Annotated in this window: 20 protein-coding genes; 10 read left to right on the top strand and 10 right to left on the bottom strand. The window is 55.8% G+C overall.

Annotated elements, in window-relative coordinates; all coding sequences use genetic code 11:
• The first annotated feature begins 138 nt into the window (after window positions 1-138).
• Window positions 139-825: an SGNH/GDSL hydrolase family protein gene (locus C0U40_RS18905; RefSeq protein ID WP_286135117.1), complete on the top strand. Its 687-nt coding sequence runs from the start codon at window positions 139-141 to the stop codon at window positions 823-825.
• A 74-nt stretch (window positions 826-899) separates the two neighbouring features.
• Here C0U40_RS18905 and dnaA read toward each other — a convergent pair whose 3' ends face one another.
• The 5 genes from dnaA to mutM form a co-directional block, all read right to left on the bottom strand.
• Window positions 900-2,282, bottom strand: a complete 1,383-nt coding sequence (gene dnaA / locus C0U40_RS18900) for a chromosomal replication initiator protein DnaA (RefSeq protein ID WP_101657355.1) — start codon at window positions 2,280-2,282, stop codon at window positions 900-902.
• A gap of 19 nt (window positions 2,283-2,301) precedes the next feature.
• Window positions 2,302-2,739, bottom strand: coding sequence for a rhodanese-like domain-containing protein (locus C0U40_RS18895; RefSeq protein ID WP_101657354.1), 438 nt, complete (start codon window positions 2,737-2,739; stop codon window positions 2,302-2,304).
• Window positions 2,740-3,199: 460 nt separating this feature from the next.
• Complete coding sequence (gene rpsT, locus C0U40_RS18890) at window positions 3,200-3,466, bottom strand: 30S ribosomal protein S20 (protein WP_101657353.1); 267 nt, start codon at window positions 3,464-3,466, stop codon at window positions 3,200-3,202.
• Between the two features lie 96 nt (window positions 3,467-3,562).
• The gene (locus tag C0U40_RS18885) at window positions 3,563-4,339 is read right to left on the bottom strand and encodes an enoyl-CoA hydratase (protein ID WP_101657352.1); all 777 of its coding nucleotides are present in this window, start codon (window positions 4,337-4,339) and stop codon (window positions 3,563-3,565) included.
• 74 nt (window positions 4,340-4,413) lie between these two features.
• Window positions 4,414-5,286, bottom strand: a complete 873-nt coding sequence (gene mutM / locus C0U40_RS18880) for a bifunctional DNA-formamidopyrimidine glycosylase/DNA-(apurinic or apyrimidinic site) lyase (protein WP_101657351.1) — start codon at window positions 5,284-5,286, stop codon at window positions 4,414-4,416.
• Between the two features lie 107 nt (window positions 5,287-5,393).
• Between mutM and ubiE the strand changes: the two genes are divergently transcribed.
• The 8 genes from ubiE to C0U40_RS18840 all read left to right on the top strand — a co-directional run bounded on the left by ubiE (window position 5,394) and on the right by C0U40_RS18840 (window position 14,341).
• Entirely contained in the window at window positions 5,394-6,143 is a 750-nt protein-coding gene (ubiE, locus tag C0U40_RS18875; RefSeq protein ID WP_101657350.1) for a bifunctional demethylmenaquinone methyltransferase/2-methoxy-6-polyprenyl-1,4-benzoquinol methylase UbiE, read from the top strand.
• Window position 6,144: 1 nt separating this feature from the next.
• Complete coding sequence (gene ubiB, locus C0U40_RS18870) at window positions 6,145-7,668, top strand: 2-polyprenylphenol 6-hydroxylase (RefSeq protein ID WP_101657349.1); 1,524 nt, start codon at window positions 6,145-6,147, stop codon at window positions 7,666-7,668.
• Window positions 7,669-7,745: 77 nt separating this feature from the next.
• Window positions 7,746-8,627 (top strand): MBL fold metallo-hydrolase, encoded by an 882-nt coding sequence (locus C0U40_RS18865; protein ID WP_101657348.1) that lies wholly within the window; start codon window positions 7,746-7,748, stop codon window positions 8,625-8,627.
• 193 nt (window positions 8,628-8,820) lie between these two features.
• Complete coding sequence (locus tag C0U40_RS18860) at window positions 8,821-9,891, top strand: ABC transporter ATP-binding protein (RefSeq protein WP_101657347.1); 1,071 nt, start codon at window positions 8,821-8,823, stop codon at window positions 9,889-9,891.
• Complete coding sequence (locus tag C0U40_RS18855) at window positions 9,891-10,793, top strand: ABC transporter permease (protein ID WP_101657346.1); 903 nt, start codon at window positions 9,891-9,893, stop codon at window positions 10,791-10,793. Before C0U40_RS18860 ends, C0U40_RS18855 begins: the two co-directional genes overlap by 1 nt.
• The gene (locus C0U40_RS18850; RefSeq protein WP_101657345.1) at window positions 10,786-11,607 is read left to right on the top strand and encodes an ABC transporter permease; all 822 of its coding nucleotides are present in this window, start codon (window positions 10,786-10,788) and stop codon (window positions 11,605-11,607) included. Before C0U40_RS18855 ends, C0U40_RS18850 begins: the two co-directional genes overlap by 8 nt.
• 5 nt (window positions 11,608-11,612) lie before the next feature.
• On the top strand, window positions 11,613-12,638 hold the full coding sequence (locus C0U40_RS18845; RefSeq protein WP_101657344.1) for an ABC transporter substrate-binding protein: 1,026 nt from the start codon (window positions 11,613-11,615) through the stop codon (window positions 12,636-12,638).
• A gap of 59 nt (window positions 12,639-12,697) precedes the next feature.
• Window positions 12,698-14,341, top strand: coding sequence for an amidohydrolase (locus C0U40_RS18840; RefSeq protein ID WP_101657343.1), 1,644 nt, complete (start codon window positions 12,698-12,700; stop codon window positions 14,339-14,341).
• Between the two features lie 15 nt (window positions 14,342-14,356).
• On the opposite strand, the gene C0U40_RS18835 is transcribed toward C0U40_RS18840, so the two are convergent.
• Window positions 14,357-14,755: a rhodanese-like domain-containing protein gene (locus C0U40_RS18835; RefSeq protein ID WP_101657342.1), complete on the bottom strand. Its 399-nt coding sequence runs from the start codon at window positions 14,753-14,755 to the stop codon at window positions 14,357-14,359.
• 41 nt (window positions 14,756-14,796) lie between these two features.
• Entirely contained in the window at window positions 14,797-15,750 is a 954-nt protein-coding gene (locus tag C0U40_RS18830; protein ID WP_101657341.1) for a DMT family transporter, read from the bottom strand.
• Between the two features lie 225 nt (window positions 15,751-15,975).
• Between C0U40_RS18830 and C0U40_RS18825 the strand changes: the two genes are divergently transcribed.
• On the top strand, window positions 15,976-16,284 hold the full coding sequence (locus tag C0U40_RS18825; protein ID WP_101657340.1) for a YciI family protein: 309 nt from the start codon (window positions 15,976-15,978) through the stop codon (window positions 16,282-16,284).
• Between the two features lie 19 nt (window positions 16,285-16,303).
• Here the strand turns inward: C0U40_RS18825 and C0U40_RS18820 are convergent, their stop codons facing one another.
• From C0U40_RS18820 to C0U40_RS18810, 3 genes are read right to left on the bottom strand one after another with little or no spacing between them, the layout of a single operon-like run.
• On the bottom strand, window positions 16,304-17,293 hold the full coding sequence (locus C0U40_RS18820; protein ID WP_101657339.1) for a KpsF/GutQ family sugar-phosphate isomerase: 990 nt from the start codon (window positions 17,291-17,293) through the stop codon (window positions 16,304-16,306).
• Window positions 17,294-17,324: 31 nt separating this feature from the next.
• The gene (locus tag C0U40_RS18815) at window positions 17,325-17,954 is read right to left on the bottom strand and encodes a glycosyltransferase family 29 protein (RefSeq protein ID WP_101657338.1); all 630 of its coding nucleotides are present in this window, start codon (window positions 17,952-17,954) and stop codon (window positions 17,325-17,327) included.
• On the bottom strand, window positions 17,951-19,174 hold the full coding sequence (locus C0U40_RS18810) for a 3-deoxy-D-manno-octulosonic acid transferase (protein WP_180957751.1): 1,224 nt from the start codon (window positions 19,172-19,174) through the stop codon (window positions 17,951-17,953). Before C0U40_RS18810 ends, C0U40_RS18815 begins: the two co-directional genes overlap by 4 nt.
• Window positions 19,175-19,190 lie beyond the last annotated feature (16 nt).

Genomic DNA, 19,190 nt, shown 5'->3' with positions numbered 1-19,190 from the left:
CAGTCCCTTGCTTTTTGCCCTTGCTGGCTTTGCTATTTCCTTTTCAGCGTCACAAAATCTGCACAGGTTATCCGTTAAATTCTTCCGGAACGCTTTGGCGTGGAGATTGCTTTGAAAGCCAACGGAGATGACAACGCAATGAAATTTTCTGCCACCTTTTTCGCCATTTTTTTCCTGTTTCTGTCGGGATGTACCGAATCCGTATCGCGGGATTCCTCGGCGCGGATTCTGACGATGGGTGATTCTCTGCTGGCGTCCCACGGGATGAGCGGCAATGCCGTTTCGGATGTGTTGGAACGGGCGCTTGGCAGGCCGGTGATCGACCGTTCTGTGATGGGGGCGCGGATCATTTATCACCTTCCGATTTCGGGCAGCGCCGGTTTGAATATCGCCAAACAGTTTCGTGTCGGAGACTGGGATTGGGTCGTACTGAACGGGGGCGGGAATGACCTGTGGCTCGGTTGCGGCTGCATCGTTTGCAAAAACAAGCTGGACCGACTGAGTCGTAAAGACGGGAAGGGCGGAGAGATTCCGTCACTGATTCAAGAGATACGCAAGACGGGCGCCAAGGTTGTCTATGTCGGTTATCTGCGCAGTCCGGGCCTTGGTTCTCCGATTGAACACTGCCGGGACGAGGGCGATGAACTGGAACGCCGGATCGCCCGCTTTGCAGCCTTTGACGACGGGGTTCATATGGTGTCTTTGAAAGATATGGTTCCTTTTGGTGACCGCAGTTTCCATGCTGCTGACATGATCCACCCCTCCCGCAAAGGCAGCGCCGCTATTGCAGCCCGTGTGGCAGAAGTGATCCGCACCGACGGCTGATTTCGATCCTTTGAAACGGAAAACGGGCCGCCCGAAAGCCGCCCGTCGAAATAATCCGGTAAGGGTGCTTGGTCTCAGGCTTCAAGCATACGGCGCAGCATTTCTACATCTTCAGCAATCTGGCTGTCGATCGCGCGCAGTTCTTCGATTTTTTTCACCGCGTGAATAACCGTAGTATGGTCACGTCCGCCAAAGCGGCGCCCGATTTCCGGTAGCGACTTGGAGGTCAGTGTTTTGGCAAGAAACATACCTACCTGACGGGGACGGGCCACGGCCCGCGCACGTTTCGCGCTAAGGATATCAGTCATGCGGATATTATAGTGGTCTGCAACCTTGCGGATGATTTCATCAATCGTAACTTTACGATCGGTGGCACGCAGAATATCGGCAAGACATTCCTGCGCCACATCAAGCGTCACCTCACGACCGACCAGCGAGGCGAAGGCATAAAGACGTGTCAGTGCCCCTTCGAGTACGCGCACGTTGGTAGAAATCCGGTGTGCCAGAAACTCCAGAACGCCGGGGGCGATGCTGACTTCAGGGTAGTGCTGGGCCTGGGATTCCGCTTTGGTTTGCAGGATGCCCAGCCGCAATTCGTAATCTGTCGGGTGCAGGTCTACGACCAAACCCCACTGAAGACGGGATTTGATGCGTTCTTCCAGCCCGTCGATTTCACCGGGGGCACGGTCTGCTGAAATCACGATCTGTTTGTTCTGATCAACCAGGGCGTTGAATGTGTGGAAGAACTCGTCCTGTGTGCTGTCCTTTCCGGCGATGAACTGCACGTCATCGACCATCAGAATGTCTACAGAGCGGAACAGTTCCTTGAAGCTCATCGTGTCCTTGAAACGCAGGGCCTGCACAAAACGGTACATGAACTGCTCTGCCGAAAGATAAAGCACACGCGCGTTGGGATCGCGGCGGCGGGCTTCCCAGGCGATGGCGTGCATCAGGTGGGTTTTACCAAGGCCAACCCCACCATAAAGGAACAGTGGATTGAACGTAACGGGGCCGCCTTCGGCCACGCGACGGGCCGCAGCGTGGGCCAGCTCGTTCGGTTTGCCTACGACAAAAGCATCGAAGGTAAAGCGTGCGTCCAGTGGGGCGCCGGGCAGTTCGGGAGAACCGGTCGCCTGAGATTGGGCAGCAGGTACTGCAGGCTTGCCGGCGTTGGCGGGAGCCGGATTCGCCGTCCCCGCGGTTGCGGCTTTCTTTGCAACACCTGTTGCAAATTCCACGCGTGCTACATCGGCGCCATGCTCGGAGAAGAGCATTTGTATTTTGTCGGAATAGTTCCGTGATACCCAATTGCCCAGGAATCCGGTGGGCGCTTTGAAACGTGCAACATTTGCCTCGAATCCTTCAAAAACCAGCGGTTCTATCCAGTTCTTATAAGCATCTGCTCCTAAATCATCGCGCAGCCGGTCCTGTACTGAGCCCCAAACATCAGTCTTCATTCTTTCCCCAAATTCGTCTTTAAGATTGCCGCCAGGCCAATCCTCTTGCCTTCCAGCCGTTCAGATCCCCGCGGTGTCGGTTCTCGTTCAGATCTCCTTCAAACCCTTCGGCAATATTCACACATTCCACTGTCTTGCCTTGCGCAGCAAAGGCTTCGGCGGTGAGTGATGCAGCAGCCATAGAACGGGCACCTGATCGGCACAGAAAGAAGATCCGGGACGGCGCAGCACCGTCCAGCTGGTTTACGAGCCCGTCCAGAAAGTCCGGGTTCGGTTGCATAGCGGGCAAGGTCATCCATTGAATCAGCAGCGGTTGTTTGCCCAGCTCAGAAAGATCGGGGAGCCCCACAAAAGACCATTCAGCCTGTGTGCGCACGTCCACCAATACTGTATCTTCGTGATCGCGCAGCATTTCCCAAGCCAGCTGAGGTTCAACTTCTGAAACCTTGTTTGTCATGATGTGTCTGCCCCGATTCAAAGACTATTCTGTTCTTCGATTCTTCGCTTTGCGATGAATCACCCGTCGTTGATAGCAACTGCAAGGCGCGGCGGACAACGACTCTTCTCTGTTGACTCGCAAATTGCTATCCGAATCTGCACTTATGTAACATCTTGGAAGTATTGGATAAATTCTGATCGCGCACGGAAAATTTCACCACGGTTCGGTGGTGTTTTACAAGCTTTCCCATCTCAGAAATGCTCCGGGAGCAAAATCCGGAACGGTCCGGCCAATCTAGTAAACGCTGCCGATTCCGACAACGGGACTAAAAGCGGAACATCCGCGAATAAGCAGGAAGAGTTGAAGGTGTGTCCGAAATACACAAGGCGATCGCAACAGGGCGATTGCTGTCATTCGGGCACAAAAAAACAGGGCCCATAAGCCCTGCATCTTTTGTGTACGCCGATGGCAGCCTGTTTTAGGCGGCCATTGCTTTCACGCGTGCGGACAGGCGAGAAATTTTACGGCTGGCTGTGTTCTTGTGCAGAACACCCTTGGAGACACCGCGCATGACTTCTGGCTGTACAGCCTTCAGAGCAGCAGCGGCAGCAGCCTGGTCACCACCTGTGATCGCTTCTTCTACTTTACGCAGAAAAGTGCGGATCCGCGAGCGGCGGGCTTTGTTTACTTCGGTGCGGCGTTCGATTTGGCGCGCGCGTTTTTTCGCTTGTGGCGAGTTAGCCATTATAAATATCCTGATCTTACGGAGTCGAAAGATGAAACGCGCTTCTAGGACCAGTTTGCCAATAAGTCAACGGTCTGAAGCGCGAAAGTTTGTGTGTTACTTGCCCCGGAATTTTGCAGAGCGTTTTTCCATGAAGGCAGACATGCCTTCGGATTGGTCTTCTGTGGCAAAAAGTGAATGAAATAAACGGCGTTCGAACAAAATGCCCTCGCGCAGAGTGGTTTCATAAGAGCGGTCGACCGCTTCTTTCACTGCCATTGTGGCCAAAGTGGACTTCTCGGCAATCTTGGCCGCTGTGGCCATTGCGTCTTCCATCAGCTTTTTGGCCGGAACGATTCGGCTGACCAAACCGGAGCGTTCGGCTTCTTCTGCGTCCATGAAGCGGCCGGTCAAGTGCATTTCCATGGATTTGGATTTGCCGACAAAGCGGGTCAGGCGCTGGGAGCCACCGATTCCGGCAATAACGCCAAGGTTGATTTCGGGCTGGCCGAATTTCGCTGTGTCCGAGCAGATGATGAAGTCGCACATCATTGCCAGTTCGCAACCACCGCCAAGGGCATAACCCGATACGGCTGCGATGATCGGCTTGCGGCAGCGCAGGATCGCTTCGGTTTCTGCAGTGAAAAAATCTGACGAGAACATATCGACGAAAGATTGTTCGGACATTTCTTTAATGTCCGCGCCGGCTGCGAAAGCCTTTTCGCTTCCGGTCAGAACGATGCAGCGTACTTTTTCGTTCTCTTGCATCACGCCCAAGGCCGCGGCCAGCTCTTTGAGCAATTGCTGGTTCAAGGCGTTCAGGGCATCCGGCCGGTTCAGGGTGATCACACCCACGTGGTCGTCGATGTCTACAATCAGGGTTTCATAGCCCATTAGAGCACTCACTTGCTGTTTCTCAAGCGTTTAGCCTTATCACGCCCAGCACCGGTTTCAAGTCTGGGGCCAAATCACCGCTGGCAGGTGTTACAAAAGAAGCTCGACCGTCCCGATTGTACCACCCGTTTGATATTGCCTGCGCAATCGGGTTTCCTGCAAGGTTCGCCTTCGCGGCCGTAGACGGCAAAGCTGTGTTGGAAATACCCCAGTTCGCCGTCCGTCTGCCGGTAATCCTTCAGGGAAGATCCGCCTGATTCGATGGCCTCGGCCAGAACCTGTCGAATCGCAGGCACCAGAGAGGCGACCCGATTGGCACTGATACCACCAGCCTTGCGCAGGGGGGAAATGCCGGTGCGCCAGAGCGCTTCACAAACATAGATATTACCCAGTCCCGAAACGATGCGCTGGTCGAGAAGGGCGGATTTGATCGGTGTGTTCTTCCCTTTTAATGCCGCTTTGAAATAGTCATCGTCAAAGCTGTTGCCCAAAGGCTCCGGCCCGAGCACGGCGAGCAGTTTATGCGCTTCGCCCAGTTCGGTGGCAAACAGGTCCATCGCGCCAAACCTGCGGGCATCGTTAAAGGTGATCCGCGTGCCGTCTTCCATATCCAGGACGACATGATCGTGTTTTTCGGGGGCAGGGTGCAGGTGGTGAAATTCCCCCAGCATATCGCGCCCGTTGTCTGCGTTCGGTTGCGCGATCAGCATCCGGCCTGACATTCCAAGATGGATGAGAAGGGTCTCGCCGGTATCAAGATCCCCCAGAATATATTTGCTGCGTCGGCGCAAGCGTTCGATCCGCGCCCCCGTCAGGCGGTCGGCCATGCGTTCAGGAAAGGGCCAGCGCAGATCGGGGCGGCGCACATCGGCAAGGGCAATCCGTTTGCCTACCATTGCAGGCTCCAGCCCGCGCCGCACTGTTTCTACCTCTGGAAGTTCGGGCATCGGCCTCTCCGTATCTGGTGGATAAACTGCGACAAACAACCATGCCGCATTTCCTCTGTTTCAATCACCCTATATATAGTCCGAACACAAGACCCGAGGGCCAGACCATGACCGAATCGCAAAAGACCACCCATTTCGGGTTTCAGACCGTAGATGAAGACGCCAAGGCAGGCATGGTACACGGGGTGTTTTCCAATGTGGCGTCAAAATACGATATTATGAATGACGCTATGTCCATGGGCATCCACCGGATCTGGAAGGATGCGATGATGGACTGGCTGGCACCGCGCGGTCCGCAAAAGTTGCTGGATGTGGCGGGCGGAACAGGGGATATTTCCTTCCGGTTTTTGAAACGCGCACCGCAAGCTCACGCAACAGTGTTCGATATGACCCAAGGCATGCTTGATGCAGGGCGTCTGCGGGCCGAGGCGGAGGATCTGGCCGATCATCTGGATTGGGTCTGCGGCGATGCGATGGCGCTGCCTTTCGCAGATAACTCCTTTGACGTTTACACGATCTCTTTCGGTATCCGGAATGTTACCCGTCCGCAGGAAGCCCTCAACGAAGCCTACCGCGTATTGCGTCCGGGGGGGCGGTTGATGGTGCTGGAGTTTTCGCAGATACCGAACCCCGCGCTGCAATGGGCCTATGACCGCTACTCTTTCAATGTCATCCCGCCAATGGGCAAGATCATCGCCAATGATGCAGACAGTTACCAGTATCTGGTGGAATCGATCCGCAAATTCCCCGATCAGGACACCTTCTTGCAGATGGTGAAGGATGCGGGGTTTGAAAATGCCAAGTACCGCAATCTGACCTTGGGCATCGCCGCGCTGCACAGCGGGTGGAAAATCTGACATGCGCGGACCTCATAATATCTGGCGGTTGATCCGCACCGGAGCCACGTTTGAACGCACCGGCGCGATGAAGATGGCGCTTGAAGCGGTGGATGCCCCCGCGCCTGTCCGATTTGCCGCGCGGGTGCTCGGCTGGCCGTTCAAATGGCTTGGCCTGAAAGGGGATCCGGCCCAGCCTCCGATGCTGCGGGCGATTACGGCGCTTGGTCCCGCCTACATCAAATTTGGCCAGTTAATGTCCACACGCCCCGATGTGGTCGGGGCGGAAATGGCGCGGGAATTGCAGGTCTTGCAGGACAAGATTGCGCCTTTCCCGATGGCAGAGGCCCGTGCCGAGATTGAATACGCACTTGGCGCCCCCGTCGAGCAGATTTTCTCGGAATTCTCCGAGCCGGTTGCAGCCGCGTCAATTGCACAGGTGCACCACGCGCGGTTGCAAGACACAGGGCAGGACGTTGCGGTGAAAATCCTGCGTCCCGGAATCGAGCGGGCCTTCCGTAAGGACATCGACGCTTTTCATTTTGCAGCGCAGATGATCGAACTGCTGTCCCCTTCCAGCCGCCGTTTGCATCCGACCGAGGTGATCAACCACTTTGAATCCGTCGTCAAAGGAGAGCTGGACCTGCGGATGGAGGCAAGTGCCGCCGATCAGTTCCATGCCAATACCGAAGGCGATGAAGGCTTCCGCGTGCCCCGTGTGGTCTGGCAGCACTCTGCCCGTTCTGTGATGACACTGGAATGGGTGGAAGGCATCGGGCTTAGCAATGTGGAGGCGCTGCGGAGTGCTGGTTACAACCTGCCTGCGCTGGGCGCACGGATTGTGCAGGTCTTTCTCAGCCACGCGCTGCGGGACGGGTTCTTTCATGCGGACATGCATCAGGGCAACCTGAAGGTGGGGCCGGATGGCGATCTTGTCGCGCTGGATTTCGGGATCATGGGGCAGATCGACGAATACACCCGCCGCGTTTATGCGGAGATCCTGATCGGTTTCATCCGCAAGGATTACCGCCGCGTGGCCGAAGTGCATTTCGAAGCGGGCTATGTGCCCGCCCATCAGGATGTAGAGGCGTTTGCCCTTGCCCTGCGGGCCGTAGGGGAGCCGATTTTCGGACAGGATGCCACCAAAATCTCCATGGCGCGGCTGCTGGGGCATTTGTTCGACGTGACCGAACGCTTTGGCATGGAAACCCGCACCGAACTGATCCTGTTGCAACGGACGATGGTTGTTGTGGAAGGGGTCGGGCGCTCTCTCGATCCGTCCCTTAATATCTGGGAAGTGGCCAAGCCGGTGGTTGAAACCTACATCACCGACAATCTGGGGCCAAAGGCGATCGTCCGCGATCTGGGCCGAACCATGCGCACCCTGTCCCGCTTCGGGCCGCAACTGCCGCAGCTGGTGGAAAATGCCTTGTTGCGGACCGCCGCCCCGCCGGAAACCCGCCGTCCGGTTTCGCGGTGGCGTCAGATGGCGTGGTTCGTGCTGGGCGGGGCCTTTGTGGCGATCCTTGTGGCGGCGCTGGACTAAACCGGATTTGCATTTGCGGCAGCCGCTTCACCTGTGCAACACTTGCAAGGGAATACCCAGCTTGCGGAGGATTGCAGATGAACTATCCGGTGAACATGGATGTCAAGCCAGAGGTTTCGGCGCATTTTGATGCGGAGTCCAACACGGTTAGCTACATCGTCAAAGATCCGGCCAGTGAGCATTGTGCCATTATCGACAGTGTTATGGACATTGATTACGCAGCAGGACGGATCACCTATGACCACGCCGATGCGCTGATTGCCGAAATCACCAGCCGCGGGCTGACGCTTGACTGGATAATCGAAACCCACGTCCACGCCGACCACCTGAGCGCGGCGCCTTATATACAAGAGAAGCTCGGCGGTAAGGTTGGTGTGGGTGAGAAGATCATGGAGGTGCAGGAAACCTTCGGGAAGATCTTCAACGAAGGCACCGCATTCCAGCGGGACGGGTCGCAGTTTGATGCGTTGTTCAGGGATGGGGATACCTACCAGATCGGCACTATGCAGGCTTTTGCCATCTACACCCCCGGCCACACCCCTGCCTGTATGGTGCATGTGATCGGCAATGCGACCTTCACGGGGGACACGTTGTTTATGCCGGACGGTGGCTCGGCACGGGCGGATTTTCCTGGCGGCGATGCAGGTCAGTTGTACGACAGTATCCAGAAAGTGCTGGCGCTGCCGGACGAGATGCGCCTGTTTATCTGTCATGATTACGGCCCCAACGGGCGGGACATCAAATGGGAAACCACCGTGGGCGAGGAGAAGATCCACAACATCCACGTAGGCGGCGGAAAAACCCGCGAGGAGTTCATCAAATTCCGCACCGAACGGGATGCGCAACTGGCGATGCCCAAGCTGATCATTCCGTCCCTGCAAGTGAACATGCGCGCAGGGGTCATGCCAACGGACGACGACGGGAACCCGGTGCTGAAGGTTCCGGTGAACGGATTGTAAGTTATTGTCACTCAATCTTTTTATCTATGTCGGGGCGGTGTTCGATATGTAGGCAAACTGCCTTATTTTCAGCCTGCAAATTAAAATAAACTCGTTGACTCAGGACAGACTGTTGACGCTAAGGTAGGCGATGGGTGGCGCCAAATCGTGGCCGTCCGGAAGAATACCGCTCCAGCAATTCAGCAGAGGCACAATGATTGAAATCTCCGGTCTGTCGAAAACCTTCGGGTTAGGCGCCAATGCTTTCACCGCCCTTGACGACATCAATGTAGAGATACGGCAGAACGAATTTTTCACGCTTCTTGGCCCCTCGGGTTGCGGTAAAACCACCTTGCTACGCTCCATTGCGGGATTTGTTGACCCAACCAGCGGATCGTTAACAATCGAAGGGCAGGATGTGCTGCCGCTGCCGCCTTATGCGCGGCCGGTAAACACGGTATTCCAGAATTACGCGCTGTTCCCGCATATGACTGTGGCCCAGAATATAGGGTTTGGTCTGGAGATGCAGGACCGTCCCAAAGCAGAGATCAAACAGGTCGTTGGCGAGATGCTGGAACTGGTGCAAATGGCCCCCATGGCCGACCGGATGACCAGCCAGATTTCCGGTGGGCAGCAACAGCGTGTGGCGCTGGCCCGGGCATTGGCCCCGAGACCGAAAGTCCTGCTGCTGGACGAGCCCCTGTCAGCGCTTGATTTCAAACTCCGCAAGGAAATGCAGATCGAACTGAAGCGTCTGCAATCGGAAACCGGCATCACCTTTGTATTTGTCACGCACGATCAGGAAGAAGCCCTGACGATGTCTGACCGGATCGCAGTGATGAGCTCGGGTCGGATATTACAGATCGGCGGGCCGAAAGACATTTATGACCATCCCGCCGAACGCTTCGTGGCGGATTTTATCGGGGATACAAATTTTCTGGAAGCAACGCTTCAGTCGGTTGCCGGAGAGGTCGCAACCGTGACACTTCCGTCCGGTAAAACTGTTGCGGCGCGGGCAGTACAGGGGGGCGGACAATCCGGTGCGGTCACGCTTGCAGTGCGCCCAGAACACGCGGTTCTGACCAAAGAGAGCGGCTTGCTCGACGGTGTTTTGGAAAACATCGTCTATTTTGGCACCGATACCCATTATCATATAACGCTCGACGGAGGCTCTGCCTTTGTGGTGCGCAAACAAAACCAGCCCAACACCGGCGAAGGTTTCGAAGTCGGTGATAAAGTTGGCGTGAGCTTTGAGGCCGGAGTCGGTCAGGTGCTGAGGGACTGATGACACAGGCATCCGACACCCAAGCCACCCGCCGCCGCTGGTTATTGCTTTCGCCAGCGCTTTTGATCCTCTTGTTTGCGGCCTCCGGTCCGCTGTTGATCGTCGTGCTTTATTCATTCCTGACACCGGGTGATTATGGCGGGGTCGTCTGGAAGTTCTCCACCGACGCATGGTTCAATGTGGTGGTGGAGCGTGACTTCTTTGATGACACGCTTTCCTTCTCGGATGCGCATCTTTCGATTTTCTGGCGTTCTGTGAAACTGTCGCTGATGACGACACTGGTCGCCTTTATTGTGGGCTTCCCGACTGCCTATTTCATTGCGACACGGCCCAAGGACAAGCGCGACATCTGGATGCTGCTGATCATGATCCCCTTCTGGACCAACCTGCTGATCCGCACCTTTGCGGTGATGGAGATCATCCGGAACGAAGGGGTGGTAAATTCTTTGTTGATCGGACTGGGAATAATCGACCAGCCGATCCAGATGTTGTTTACCGAATTTGCGATCACCTTGGGCATGTTCTATGTCTATCTGCCGCTGATGGTGCTGCCAATCTATGCCGCGATGGAGCGGTTCGACTTTTCATTGGTAGAGGCGGCTTATGACCTTTACGCTTCTCGCTGGCGGGTGCTGCGGCGGGTGATTTTTCCCATCGTGAAGCCCGGTGTGATAGCTGGTTCGATCCTTGTCTTTGTGCCCTCCCTTGGTGCCTATGTGACGCCGCGTGTGCTGGGCGGGGGAAAACAGTTGATGCTGGGCAACCTGATCGAACTGCAATTCGGGCAGGGGCGGAACTGGCCCCTTGGCGCGGCTCTGTCGATCACCCTGCTTGCTATCGTGATGGTTGCGCTGATTGTTTACGTGCGGGCCGCTGGCCGTGAGGAGATGTCTCATGGCTAAATCCCGAGCGTTTGATGTCCGCCGCCAGACCGGTTTCGTTCCTATTGCGCTGCTATGCTTTCTGGTACTCTACCTGCCGATCATCCTGCTGGTGGTCTATTCCTTTAATAAGGGTGAAAGCATAGCGATTTGGGAAGGGTTTTCGTGGCAATGGTACGTGAAGGCCTGGCAGAATGAAAAGGTACAGGATGCAACAATCCTGTCCCTGATTATCGCGACAAGCGCCTCTCTGATTGCCACCAGTGCAGCAGTGATGGCGGCGCTGGCGACAACGCGGACCAGAGGGTTTCGTGGCTATACCTTTGTCTTTGCTTTGATCAACCAGCCCTTGATGATCCCCGAAATTGTCACAGCGGTGGCGCTGCTGATCTTCTTTGCCATGATCAAAGTGGCTACGGGGTACACCGGACTGATGTACCTGATTATCGCCCACTCTGCCTTTTGTATCCCTTTTGCATATATGCCGATCCGCGCGCGGCTTCAGGGTATGGACCTGAACCTCGAACAGGCGGGGGCGGACCTGTACGGTACACCGTGGCGGGTCTTCCGCCGCGTGACGCTGCCACAGCTTTGGCCAGGTGTTCTGGCGGGCAGTATGCTGGCCTTTGTCATATCGCTGGACGATGTGGTGATTACCGAATTTGTGAAATCTGCGGGGCAGGATACTCTGCCGACCTATATGCTCGGTCAAATGCGCCGCGTAATTACACCGGAAGTCAACGCCATATCGACAGCTTTGCTCGCGATCTCAGTCGCTCTTGTGATCGCGTTCTACCTACTTTCCAAGGGCGGAACACAAACGAACAGGGAGTAACTGACATGAAAACGTTGGTAACGGCCATCGGGATTGCGGCTGCGCTGGGCGCGCCTGCCTTTGCAGATGGCGAGCTGAATATATACAACTGGGGCAACTATACGAACCCCGATCTGATCAAGAAGTTCGAAGAAGAAACCGGCATCAAGGTGACGGTCACGGATTACGACAGTAACGACACCGCGCTGGCCAAGGTGAAGGCCGGTGGTCACGGGTTCGATATCGTGGTTCCGTCAGGCACCTATGTGCCAATCTGGATTAACGAAGGGCTTTTGATGGAAGCCAAGCCCAATGAAATGGAAAACTTCAAGAACATGGACCCGCAGTGGGTTGATGTAGCGTTTGATCCGGGCCGGAATTACACCGTGCCGTGGCAATGGGGTACCGTAGGCGTTACGGTCAATACCTCGGTCTATGATGGCGATCCGAACACTTCGGCCATCGTTCTTGACCCGCCGGAAGAACTGAAAGGCAAGATCAACGTTGTTCCTGAAATGAATGACGTGATGGGCATGGCGATTAAATACGTTGGCGGCGAGCAATGCACCGCTGATAAGGATGTGCTCAAGAAAGTTCGTGATACACTGATGGCAGCGAAACCGCATTGGCTGTCGATTGATTACGGCGCGATTGAAAAATACGCAAAAGGCGACCTGTCTGCCGGTGTGAACTGGAACGGCGCGTCCTTCCGTGCCCGCCTGCAAAACGAGGACATCGTGTTCGGCTATCCACAGGAAGGCTTTCCCGTCTGGATGGATAACGTTGCCGTTCTTGCCGATGCGCAGAACCCTGACAACGCCAAAACGTTTATGAACTTTATCATGGCGCCCGAGAATGCGGCCCTGATTTCCGAATTTGCACGCTATGCAAACGGGATCAGCGGTTCTGAAGAGTTCATGCCAGCGGATATGGCGGATGCACCGGAAGTAAACATTCCGGCCGACCTGAAAGGCGCGGCTTATATTGCCGAAGTCTGCCCGCCTGAAGCCACCAAGATTTACACAAGAATCTGGACCGAACTGCAAAAGTAAAACATCTTTTCGGCGCATCCTGTGGTGGGGTGCGCCGTTTTTCCTGAAGGACCGAAAATATGGATCTGGTAATCCTGAATGGCCGCGTCATCACGTTTGACGGGCCGGACGCCGAAGCGCTGGCAATAAAGAACGGCATGATCGCCGCTGTGGGCAGCACTGCGGAAATCAAAGAGATCGCAGGCACCGCCCAAGTAATCGACGCGGAGGGTGGCACCGTGCTCCCCGGATTTATTGACAGCCATGTGCATCTGTTTCAGGGCGCAGCAGAACTGGATTACCTGAATCTCTATGGTGCTGAAGGCGTAGATGGGATTGCGGCAGCGGTGCGCCCCTATGCCGAATCCCGCCCCGATGATCCGCTCCTCTTTGCCAGCGCCATAGACTATCATGCGATGGGCGACCGCCCGATTACCCGTCAGGATCTGGATGCGGCGATGCCGGACCGCCCGTTTGCGGCTATGGCCTCGGACCATCACACGGTTTGGGCCAATACCAAGGCGCTGGAAATGGCAGGTCTGTTGCACGGCGCAGAGGTGGACGAAGGCTCTGAAGTGGTGATGGCTGAAGACGGCACCGCAGCCGGAGAACTGCGCGAGCCCGGAGCCTATAAAGCGGTACTGGATTGCACTGCGCTGGGCGGGCGGGAGATGCTCGGCCTGATGACCGGCGCAAATCCCGAGCCACCGGCAACTTCCAAGGAACGGGCCGTGGACAAGGCGGTGATGCTGCGCGGACTGGAGCATTGCGCCTCTCACGGGATTACCGGTCTGCATAATATGGATGGCAATTTTTATCAGCTCGAATTGCTGGCTGCACTGGAGGAGGACGGTGATCTCTTGTGCCGGACCGAAGTGCCGATGCACCTGAAACACACCGACCCGCTGGACAGGATCGCAGAAGCCGCAGAAATGCGCGCGGCTTATAAAGGTGATATGGTCTGGTCCTCTCGGGTCAAGATGTTCATGGACGGGGTGATCGACAGCCGCACTGCCTATATGTTGCAGCCCTATCCGAACACAGACAGTTGCAGTGCGCCGCTGTTTTCGCCCGAACATTTTGACGAGGCCTGTACCCGCATAGACGCGATGGGGCTGCAAATTGCAGTTCATGCCATCGGGGATGCTGCCGTGCGCCAGACACTTAACGGGTACGAGGCCGCGCGGCGTGCCAATGGCCCCCGTGACAGCCGCCACCGGATCGAACATATCGAAACCGTGCATCCCGACGATATACCGCGCTTTGCCGAACTTGGCGTTGTGGCGTCCATCCAGCCGTTACACTCGCCCCTTGGCGGGTTCTTTCCGCCTTATGAAAAAGGCTACCTTCTTCATGATTTCCAGTATGAACATGCCTTCGCATGGCAGACCATTCGCAACTCTGGCGCCAAGGTGATTTTCTCGACCGACTGGCCGGTGGTGCCGGTGGATGTCATGCCAACCATTCAGGGGGCAGTTGCAGGCGTGGATCTGCCCGATCACTGGCCCGACCAGCGCCAGACACTGCGGGATACATTGGCGTCCTACACCCGTGACAACGCTTGGGTGGAGTTCAACGAGAACCGCAAAGGCCGTTTGCGGGCCGGTATGATGGCTGATGTGGTGGTGATGGACACCGATCTGGAGAGTGTTGCGCCGGACCAGTTGGGTGCGGCCCGGCCGGTTGCAACCATTTGCGGTGGTCGGATCACCTATCGCGCGTGACAGGCAGGGCCGGCGCTATTCCACGGTTTCGACGGGACCGCCAGCCTTGACCCATGCTCCGAAACCACCTTCGATATGGGCAACAGGTTTCAATCCCATTTCTTGTGCAACCAGCGCACTGAGTGCAGACCGCCATGCGCTGGCGCAGTAAAAGACGTAGGTTTTTTCCTGATTGAAAACCTCTTTGTGATAGGGGCTGTCCGGATCAATCCAGAATTCCAGCATCCCGCGCGGACAGGAAAACGCGCCGGGAATTTTACCGCCCCGTTTCAGTTCGCGAAAGTCCCGCAGGTCCACCAATACGTGATCCGGGCTGTTCACCAGATCAAAGGCTTGAGTTGTCGGAATTGTTGTCACGCGGGTATTCGCTTCGGCGACCATATCCTTGACGTGTTTGGTAATGGTTTGGGGCATGGGAATTGCTTTCTGTTGCGCGGCAGTATGAAGGCCGGTTTCTATCGCAGATTAACCGGTGGCATGTCGCTGGCAAGCCCTGCCTTTACCGCTGTCTGACGCTGTTTCGAAAGCCGTTCAGCCTTGCGCTTCACTTTCCGCTCCCGCCACATTGCAAAAACGCCTGATCCGAAAATAATGGCCATACCGAGGATCGACCAACCGTCCGGTACATCTCCGAAGATGATCCAGCCGAGCGCAATAGCCCAAAGTAAAATGGAATAGCGGAACGGTGTGACGACCGCGACCTCGCCCACCCGCATGGTGGCAACGGAGCAGTAATACCCCACGAACAGGAAACAGGCGGCAAGGGCAAGAATGCCCAGTTCGGACGGGGATGTGGGCGCCCAACTCTGGCTGAAAATGACACCCGTTGCCCCTGTCAGCATGATGACCAGGGCGGCGACAAAGGCGACGAAAAGGCTTGAGACATTAACGCTTAGCTGGCGCGCAGAAATATCGCGCACCGTCACAAACGCCACGGCCAGCAACCCGAGCAGGGCATAAGCGTTGAAATCGGAGGTGCCGGGCCGGATGATAATCAGTACCCCGAGAAAACCTGCGAGGATCGCCAGTATCCGTTTTTTACCGATGGGTTCGGCCAGAAACACAACCGCAGCCAGTGTGATGGTCAGGGGCAGGATTTGCAGAATGGCCGTCACATTCGCCAGTGGCATATGGAACAGGGCGGTCAGAAAGCTGAGCGTCGCGCCGATCTCAGACAAAGAGCGCAGGGCGATCCAGCCTGAATCGCGGAACGACGGCGGCGATTGCAATGCCCCGCGCATGTAAGCGAAGACACCGATCAGCAGGGCGGCAAATATACCTCTCAGGAAAATCGCCTGAAACAGGCCCATGTCGCTGCCGCCGAATTTCAGCGCAGCATCATTCAGTGCAAACCCCGCCATTGCGGCCGTCATCAAGGCGGCGCCTTGCATGTTTTCCGAGAGTTTCATCGCGTTAACCTATGGGTAAGAAAGGACTTGGGGTTTTATCGGGCAGACCCTACCCGTAATAAAAATTCTTTCAAGCAACGAAATGTGTTAGGCTTTCAGGTACAGGTTTTGTCGTATGAGGCAGTCTTTGGATTTGGTGCAGCTTCGCAAAGCAGCCGGTCCTGAAGGTGCAGGATCAAGCTTTCGTGCAGATTAATTTTTAATGAACTCGAACTGGAGAATAATATGCCCAATTTTCTATTTGTATTTCATGGCGGCAAAATGCCCGACACCCCCGAAGAAGGCGCACGGGAGATGGAGGCCTGGCAGCAATGGTATGCCGACATGGGGGAGGCTGTGGTGGACGGCGGTGCACCCGTCGGCAAGAGTAAAACCGTGAGTGCGCAAGGGGTCGCGGATGATGGCGGATCGAATCCGGCATCCGGTTACACAATCGTTTCAGCGGACTCAATTGATGCAGCTGTGGAACTGGCAAAAGGCTGCCCCATCCTCAAACACGGTAATGTGGAAGTCGCCGGTTGTATCGATATGTAAATCGGGCGCGGAGGCGCCTTTAGGCAACGCCGAGGGACAAGAGCTGGATCAGGGTAACAACCCCGACCGGCTTGCCGTCTTCGATGACGAAAGCCGCTGAAATCTTGTTGCTTTGAAGGACGTGCAAGGCGCGTGCGCAAGATCTTTGCGGTTCCAGATGCACCGATCCGGGCGTCATAAGGGCGCTTGCGAGTTTCTCCCACATCGCCTCTTTCATGGAACCGGCGGAATTTGCCTCCAGATAGCGGCGGATGTCCCCGTCCGTGATCACCCCCTTAAGGGCGCCGCTTTCATCAAGTACACCGACGATGCCAAGGGTCTTGCGGGATATTTCCCCGAGCACTTCGATAATTGGCGCGTCCTCATGGACGGTCGGCAGGTCGGAGTCTTTGAACATTATGTCCCGAACCGGTGTCAATGCTGCACCAAGTTTGCCGCCCGGATGGAAATCGCGGAAACTCTCTTCCGAAAAGCCCTTCATCTTAAGCACGGTAACAGCCAGCGCATCGCCGATAGCGAGTTGCAGAAGGGTTGAGGTGGTCGGGGCGAGGTTGTGCGGACAAGCTTCAGGTGCTTTCGGAAGAACCAGCGCGGCATCGGCGGAGCGGGCCAGCGTGCTGTTCGCGCTGCCGGTTATGGCAATTACAGGAACGCCAAAGCGGCGGGTATACGCCAGCAAATCAGAAAGCTCGCGGGTTTCACCGGACCAACTTAGCAGCATCACCACATCGTCAGACTGGATCATGCCCAGATCGCCGTGGCTTGCTTCTACTGGATGGACGAAATAGGCCGGTGTACCCGTGGATGAAAAGGTCGCTGCAAGTTTGCGCCCGATCAGCCCGCTTTTCCCGACACCGGCAACGATCAAACGGCCTTTCATCGCGTAAAGCAGGTCAAGTGCCGCATCGAGCGCCGCAGCCAGTTCGGCAGACCCGAGCTGTTCGTCCAGCGCGCGTAATCCCACGAGGTTGGTCTGAATCGCGTCTTTGATTGATACCGCTTTGTCCATTGGTCCACCTGATCAGTCTTTGAAACTGTGGTTAGTGTGTATCAGTGTGGTGTACAACCCTCTGATCCCGTGCGACGAGCTTCTGAACGAAGTGTTTCTCTGCGGTAAAGTCATGGGGAACTTGAGCAGCCGTGCGACGACCGGAGAGGGACAGGCTGGTAAAAAAATCAAACCCGAACAGATGAATTTCCGAAGCCTCGGACCGCGCGACGAGGTCAATCAACATGATGCCCGTCGTTGGCGGAGCCTTAAGTTCATCTGCCATTCGGTCCCATTCTGTTTTGGGGTGTAGATAAAATCCTTTCGCATTTGCAAAGCGTGCCCGCAGGCGCTTGCGTTTCTTTGCCATCCACAACAGGCGGTCAGGCTTCCGTTCGTCTATAATCTCCTGTGGCACAGGCATACCAAGCGCCAGCCAGGAGGTACGCGTTCCATGACTTTCTGCCTGGGGCAGAGGCGCCGCGTGCATCCGGATTACCAGATCGCACCGGTCGATGTCCGGTCCGAAAGACTGATCGCTCAGGCTGCGGGCGTTGCCGACGATTGCCACGGTTTTCCCAGCCAAGTTTTCATGCAAAATATTAATTTTACATGAATGTTGCGCCAGAAAGGCCTCACCCAGAAAGATACGTTTTGATGCAAATGCAAGTTCACTGATCATTCAAGCCCGACCTTCTGTGCTATGTCATTGAAAAGCACTGTCGGATCCGCTGCCGACGGGTAAACCTTCTGGGCATTCGCAGCCATATCATCTCCCCGAGTGAAAGCATCTGTCAGGGCGGACGCCAGTTCGGTCTCTTTTGCCAGAATACAGCCTTCCGATTGGGCAAGCACCTCGTATTCCTGTTTGAAATTTGAATGAAACGGCCCGCTCACGATGGCACTGCCGGCCCGAAGCGGCTCGTAGGGGGTGTGTCCGCCGATGTCAGGCACCAGCGAGCCCCCGACAAGCGTAACCTTTGCAAGAGGATAGATGCGTTGCAGGCTCCCCAGAGAGTCCACAACAGTAACCTGTTCCGGAACAGGGTTTTCGCCGTAGATGCCCACCTCCAGATTTTGCTGCTGCGCGGTTCTGACGATACCCGGCACGCGGTTCGGGTGCCTTGGCACCAGTATTAATCGTAAATTAGGATTTTCTGACAATAGTGACTGAAACGCATCCAGAATCAACGGTTCCTCGCCCTCATGGGTTGAAGCAGCCAGTAAGGTATTTTCACGATCATACCGCGCGACCATGCGCGGATCAGGAGGAGGAAGTGACACCAGAGATTTGAAATTCGGGATAGTGCGAACACAGTCCCGCGGAACGCCCAGAGTTTCGAAGTTCTCTGCGGAGCGGGGATCCTGCGCGTAAATCTGTCTGAAGTGCATCAAGCCCATCGCGCGTGCTCCGAATACCGAAAGTTTTTCGGAAGATCGTTCGGAAAGGCGGGCATTTAACATAATGGAAGGAATGTTCTTCTTTGCCAGAGCAGCAAACCGGTTCGGCCAGATCTCGCCTTCTATGTTGATGAAACCCACAGGTTTCCAATGCTTCAGGAAGCGATTGATAATAAAAGGCACATCCAGCGGGGCTGATTGCAAAATGGTCGGCAAATCGGCCCAGCCGCGTGCTGCTGTTAGCGCGGCAGGATTGTTCGTTGTAATCAACAGGACATGCTCTGGAAAGTTGCGCGCAAGGAAGAGCAGAAACGGTTTGACTGAGGTAAGTTCGCCAAGCGATGCCGCGTGAAGCCAGATCAACGGCTTGTCAGGTGTCTGTTCCGTAGAAATGCCCAAGCGGTTTTTCGCAGTGTCTAAACTGCCGCGCCGGAGCAGGACTTGCAGCACCACCCAGAAAAGTAATGGTATCGTCGCGACATAGGTAAGGAGTTTAATCACAGCGTGCGGCACCGGT

The sequence above is a fragment of the Neptunicoccus cionae genome (assembly GCF_002860325.1).
Classification (GTDB): domain Bacteria; phylum Pseudomonadota; class Alphaproteobacteria; order Rhodobacterales; family Rhodobacteraceae; genus Amylibacter; species Amylibacter lutimaris.
The sequence above is the reverse complement of the archived record's forward strand: the minus strand, read 5'-3'. Positions and strand labels throughout refer to the sequence as shown.

Excerpts from the sequence above, each read along its gene's own strand:
- C0U40_RS18825 (WP_101657340.1), top strand. The coding sequence starts at position 15,976 with ATGCCCAATTTTCTATTTGTATTTCATGGCGGCAAAATGCCCGACACC.
- C0U40_RS18830 (WP_101657341.1), bottom strand. The coding sequence starts at position 15,750 with ATGAAACTCTCGGAAAACATGCAAGGCGCCGCCTTGATGACGGCCGCA.
- C0U40_RS18840 (WP_101657343.1), top strand. The coding sequence starts at position 12,698 with ATGGATCTGGTAATCCTGAATGGCCGCGTCATCACGTTTGACGGGCCG.
- C0U40_RS18855 (WP_101657346.1), top strand. The coding sequence starts at position 9,891 with ATGACACAGGCATCCGACACCCAAGCCACCCGCCGCCGCTGGTTATTG.
- C0U40_RS18850 (WP_101657345.1), top strand. The coding sequence starts at position 10,786 with ATGGCTAAATCCCGAGCGTTTGATGTCCGCCGCCAGACCGGTTTCGTT.
- C0U40_RS18820 (WP_101657339.1), bottom strand. The coding sequence starts at position 17,293 with ATGGACAAAGCGGTATCAATCAAAGACGCGATTCAGACCAACCTCGTG.
- C0U40_RS18860 (WP_101657347.1), top strand. The coding sequence starts at position 8,821 with ATGATTGAAATCTCCGGTCTGTCGAAAACCTTCGGGTTAGGCGCCAAT.
- C0U40_RS18845 (WP_101657344.1), top strand. The coding sequence starts at position 11,613 with ATGAAAACGTTGGTAACGGCCATCGGGATTGCGGCTGCGCTGGGCGCG.
- dnaA (WP_101657355.1), bottom strand. The coding sequence starts at position 2,282 with ATGAAGACTGATGTTTGGGGCTCAGTACAGGACCGGCTGCGCGATGAT.
- C0U40_RS18895 (WP_101657354.1), bottom strand. The coding sequence starts at position 2,739 with ATGACAAACAAGGTTTCAGAAGTTGAACCTCAGCTGGCTTGGGAAATG.
- rpsT (WP_101657353.1), bottom strand. The coding sequence starts at position 3,466 with ATGGCTAACTCGCCACAAGCGAAAAAACGCGCGCGCCAAATCGAACGC.
- ubiB (WP_101657349.1), top strand. The coding sequence starts at position 6,145 with ATGCGCGGACCTCATAATATCTGGCGGTTGATCCGCACCGGAGCCACG.
- ubiE (WP_101657350.1), top strand. The coding sequence starts at position 5,394 with ATGACCGAATCGCAAAAGACCACCCATTTCGGGTTTCAGACCGTAGAT.
- C0U40_RS18835 (WP_101657342.1), bottom strand. The coding sequence starts at position 14,755 with ATGCCCCAAACCATTACCAAACACGTCAAGGATATGGTCGCCGAAGCG.
- C0U40_RS18865 (WP_101657348.1), top strand. The coding sequence starts at position 7,746 with ATGAACTATCCGGTGAACATGGATGTCAAGCCAGAGGTTTCGGCGCAT.
- mutM (WP_101657351.1), bottom strand. The coding sequence starts at position 5,286 with ATGCCCGAACTTCCAGAGGTAGAAACAGTGCGGCGCGGGCTGGAGCCT.
- C0U40_RS18885 (WP_101657352.1), bottom strand. The coding sequence starts at position 4,339 with ATGGGCTATGAAACCCTGATTGTAGACATCGACGACCACGTGGGTGTG.
- C0U40_RS18815 (WP_101657338.1), bottom strand. The coding sequence starts at position 17,954 with ATGATCAGTGAACTTGCATTTGCATCAAAACGTATCTTTCTGGGTGAG.
- C0U40_RS18905 (WP_286135117.1), top strand. The coding sequence starts at position 139 with ATGAAATTTTCTGCCACCTTTTTCGCCATTTTTTTCCTGTTTCTGTCG.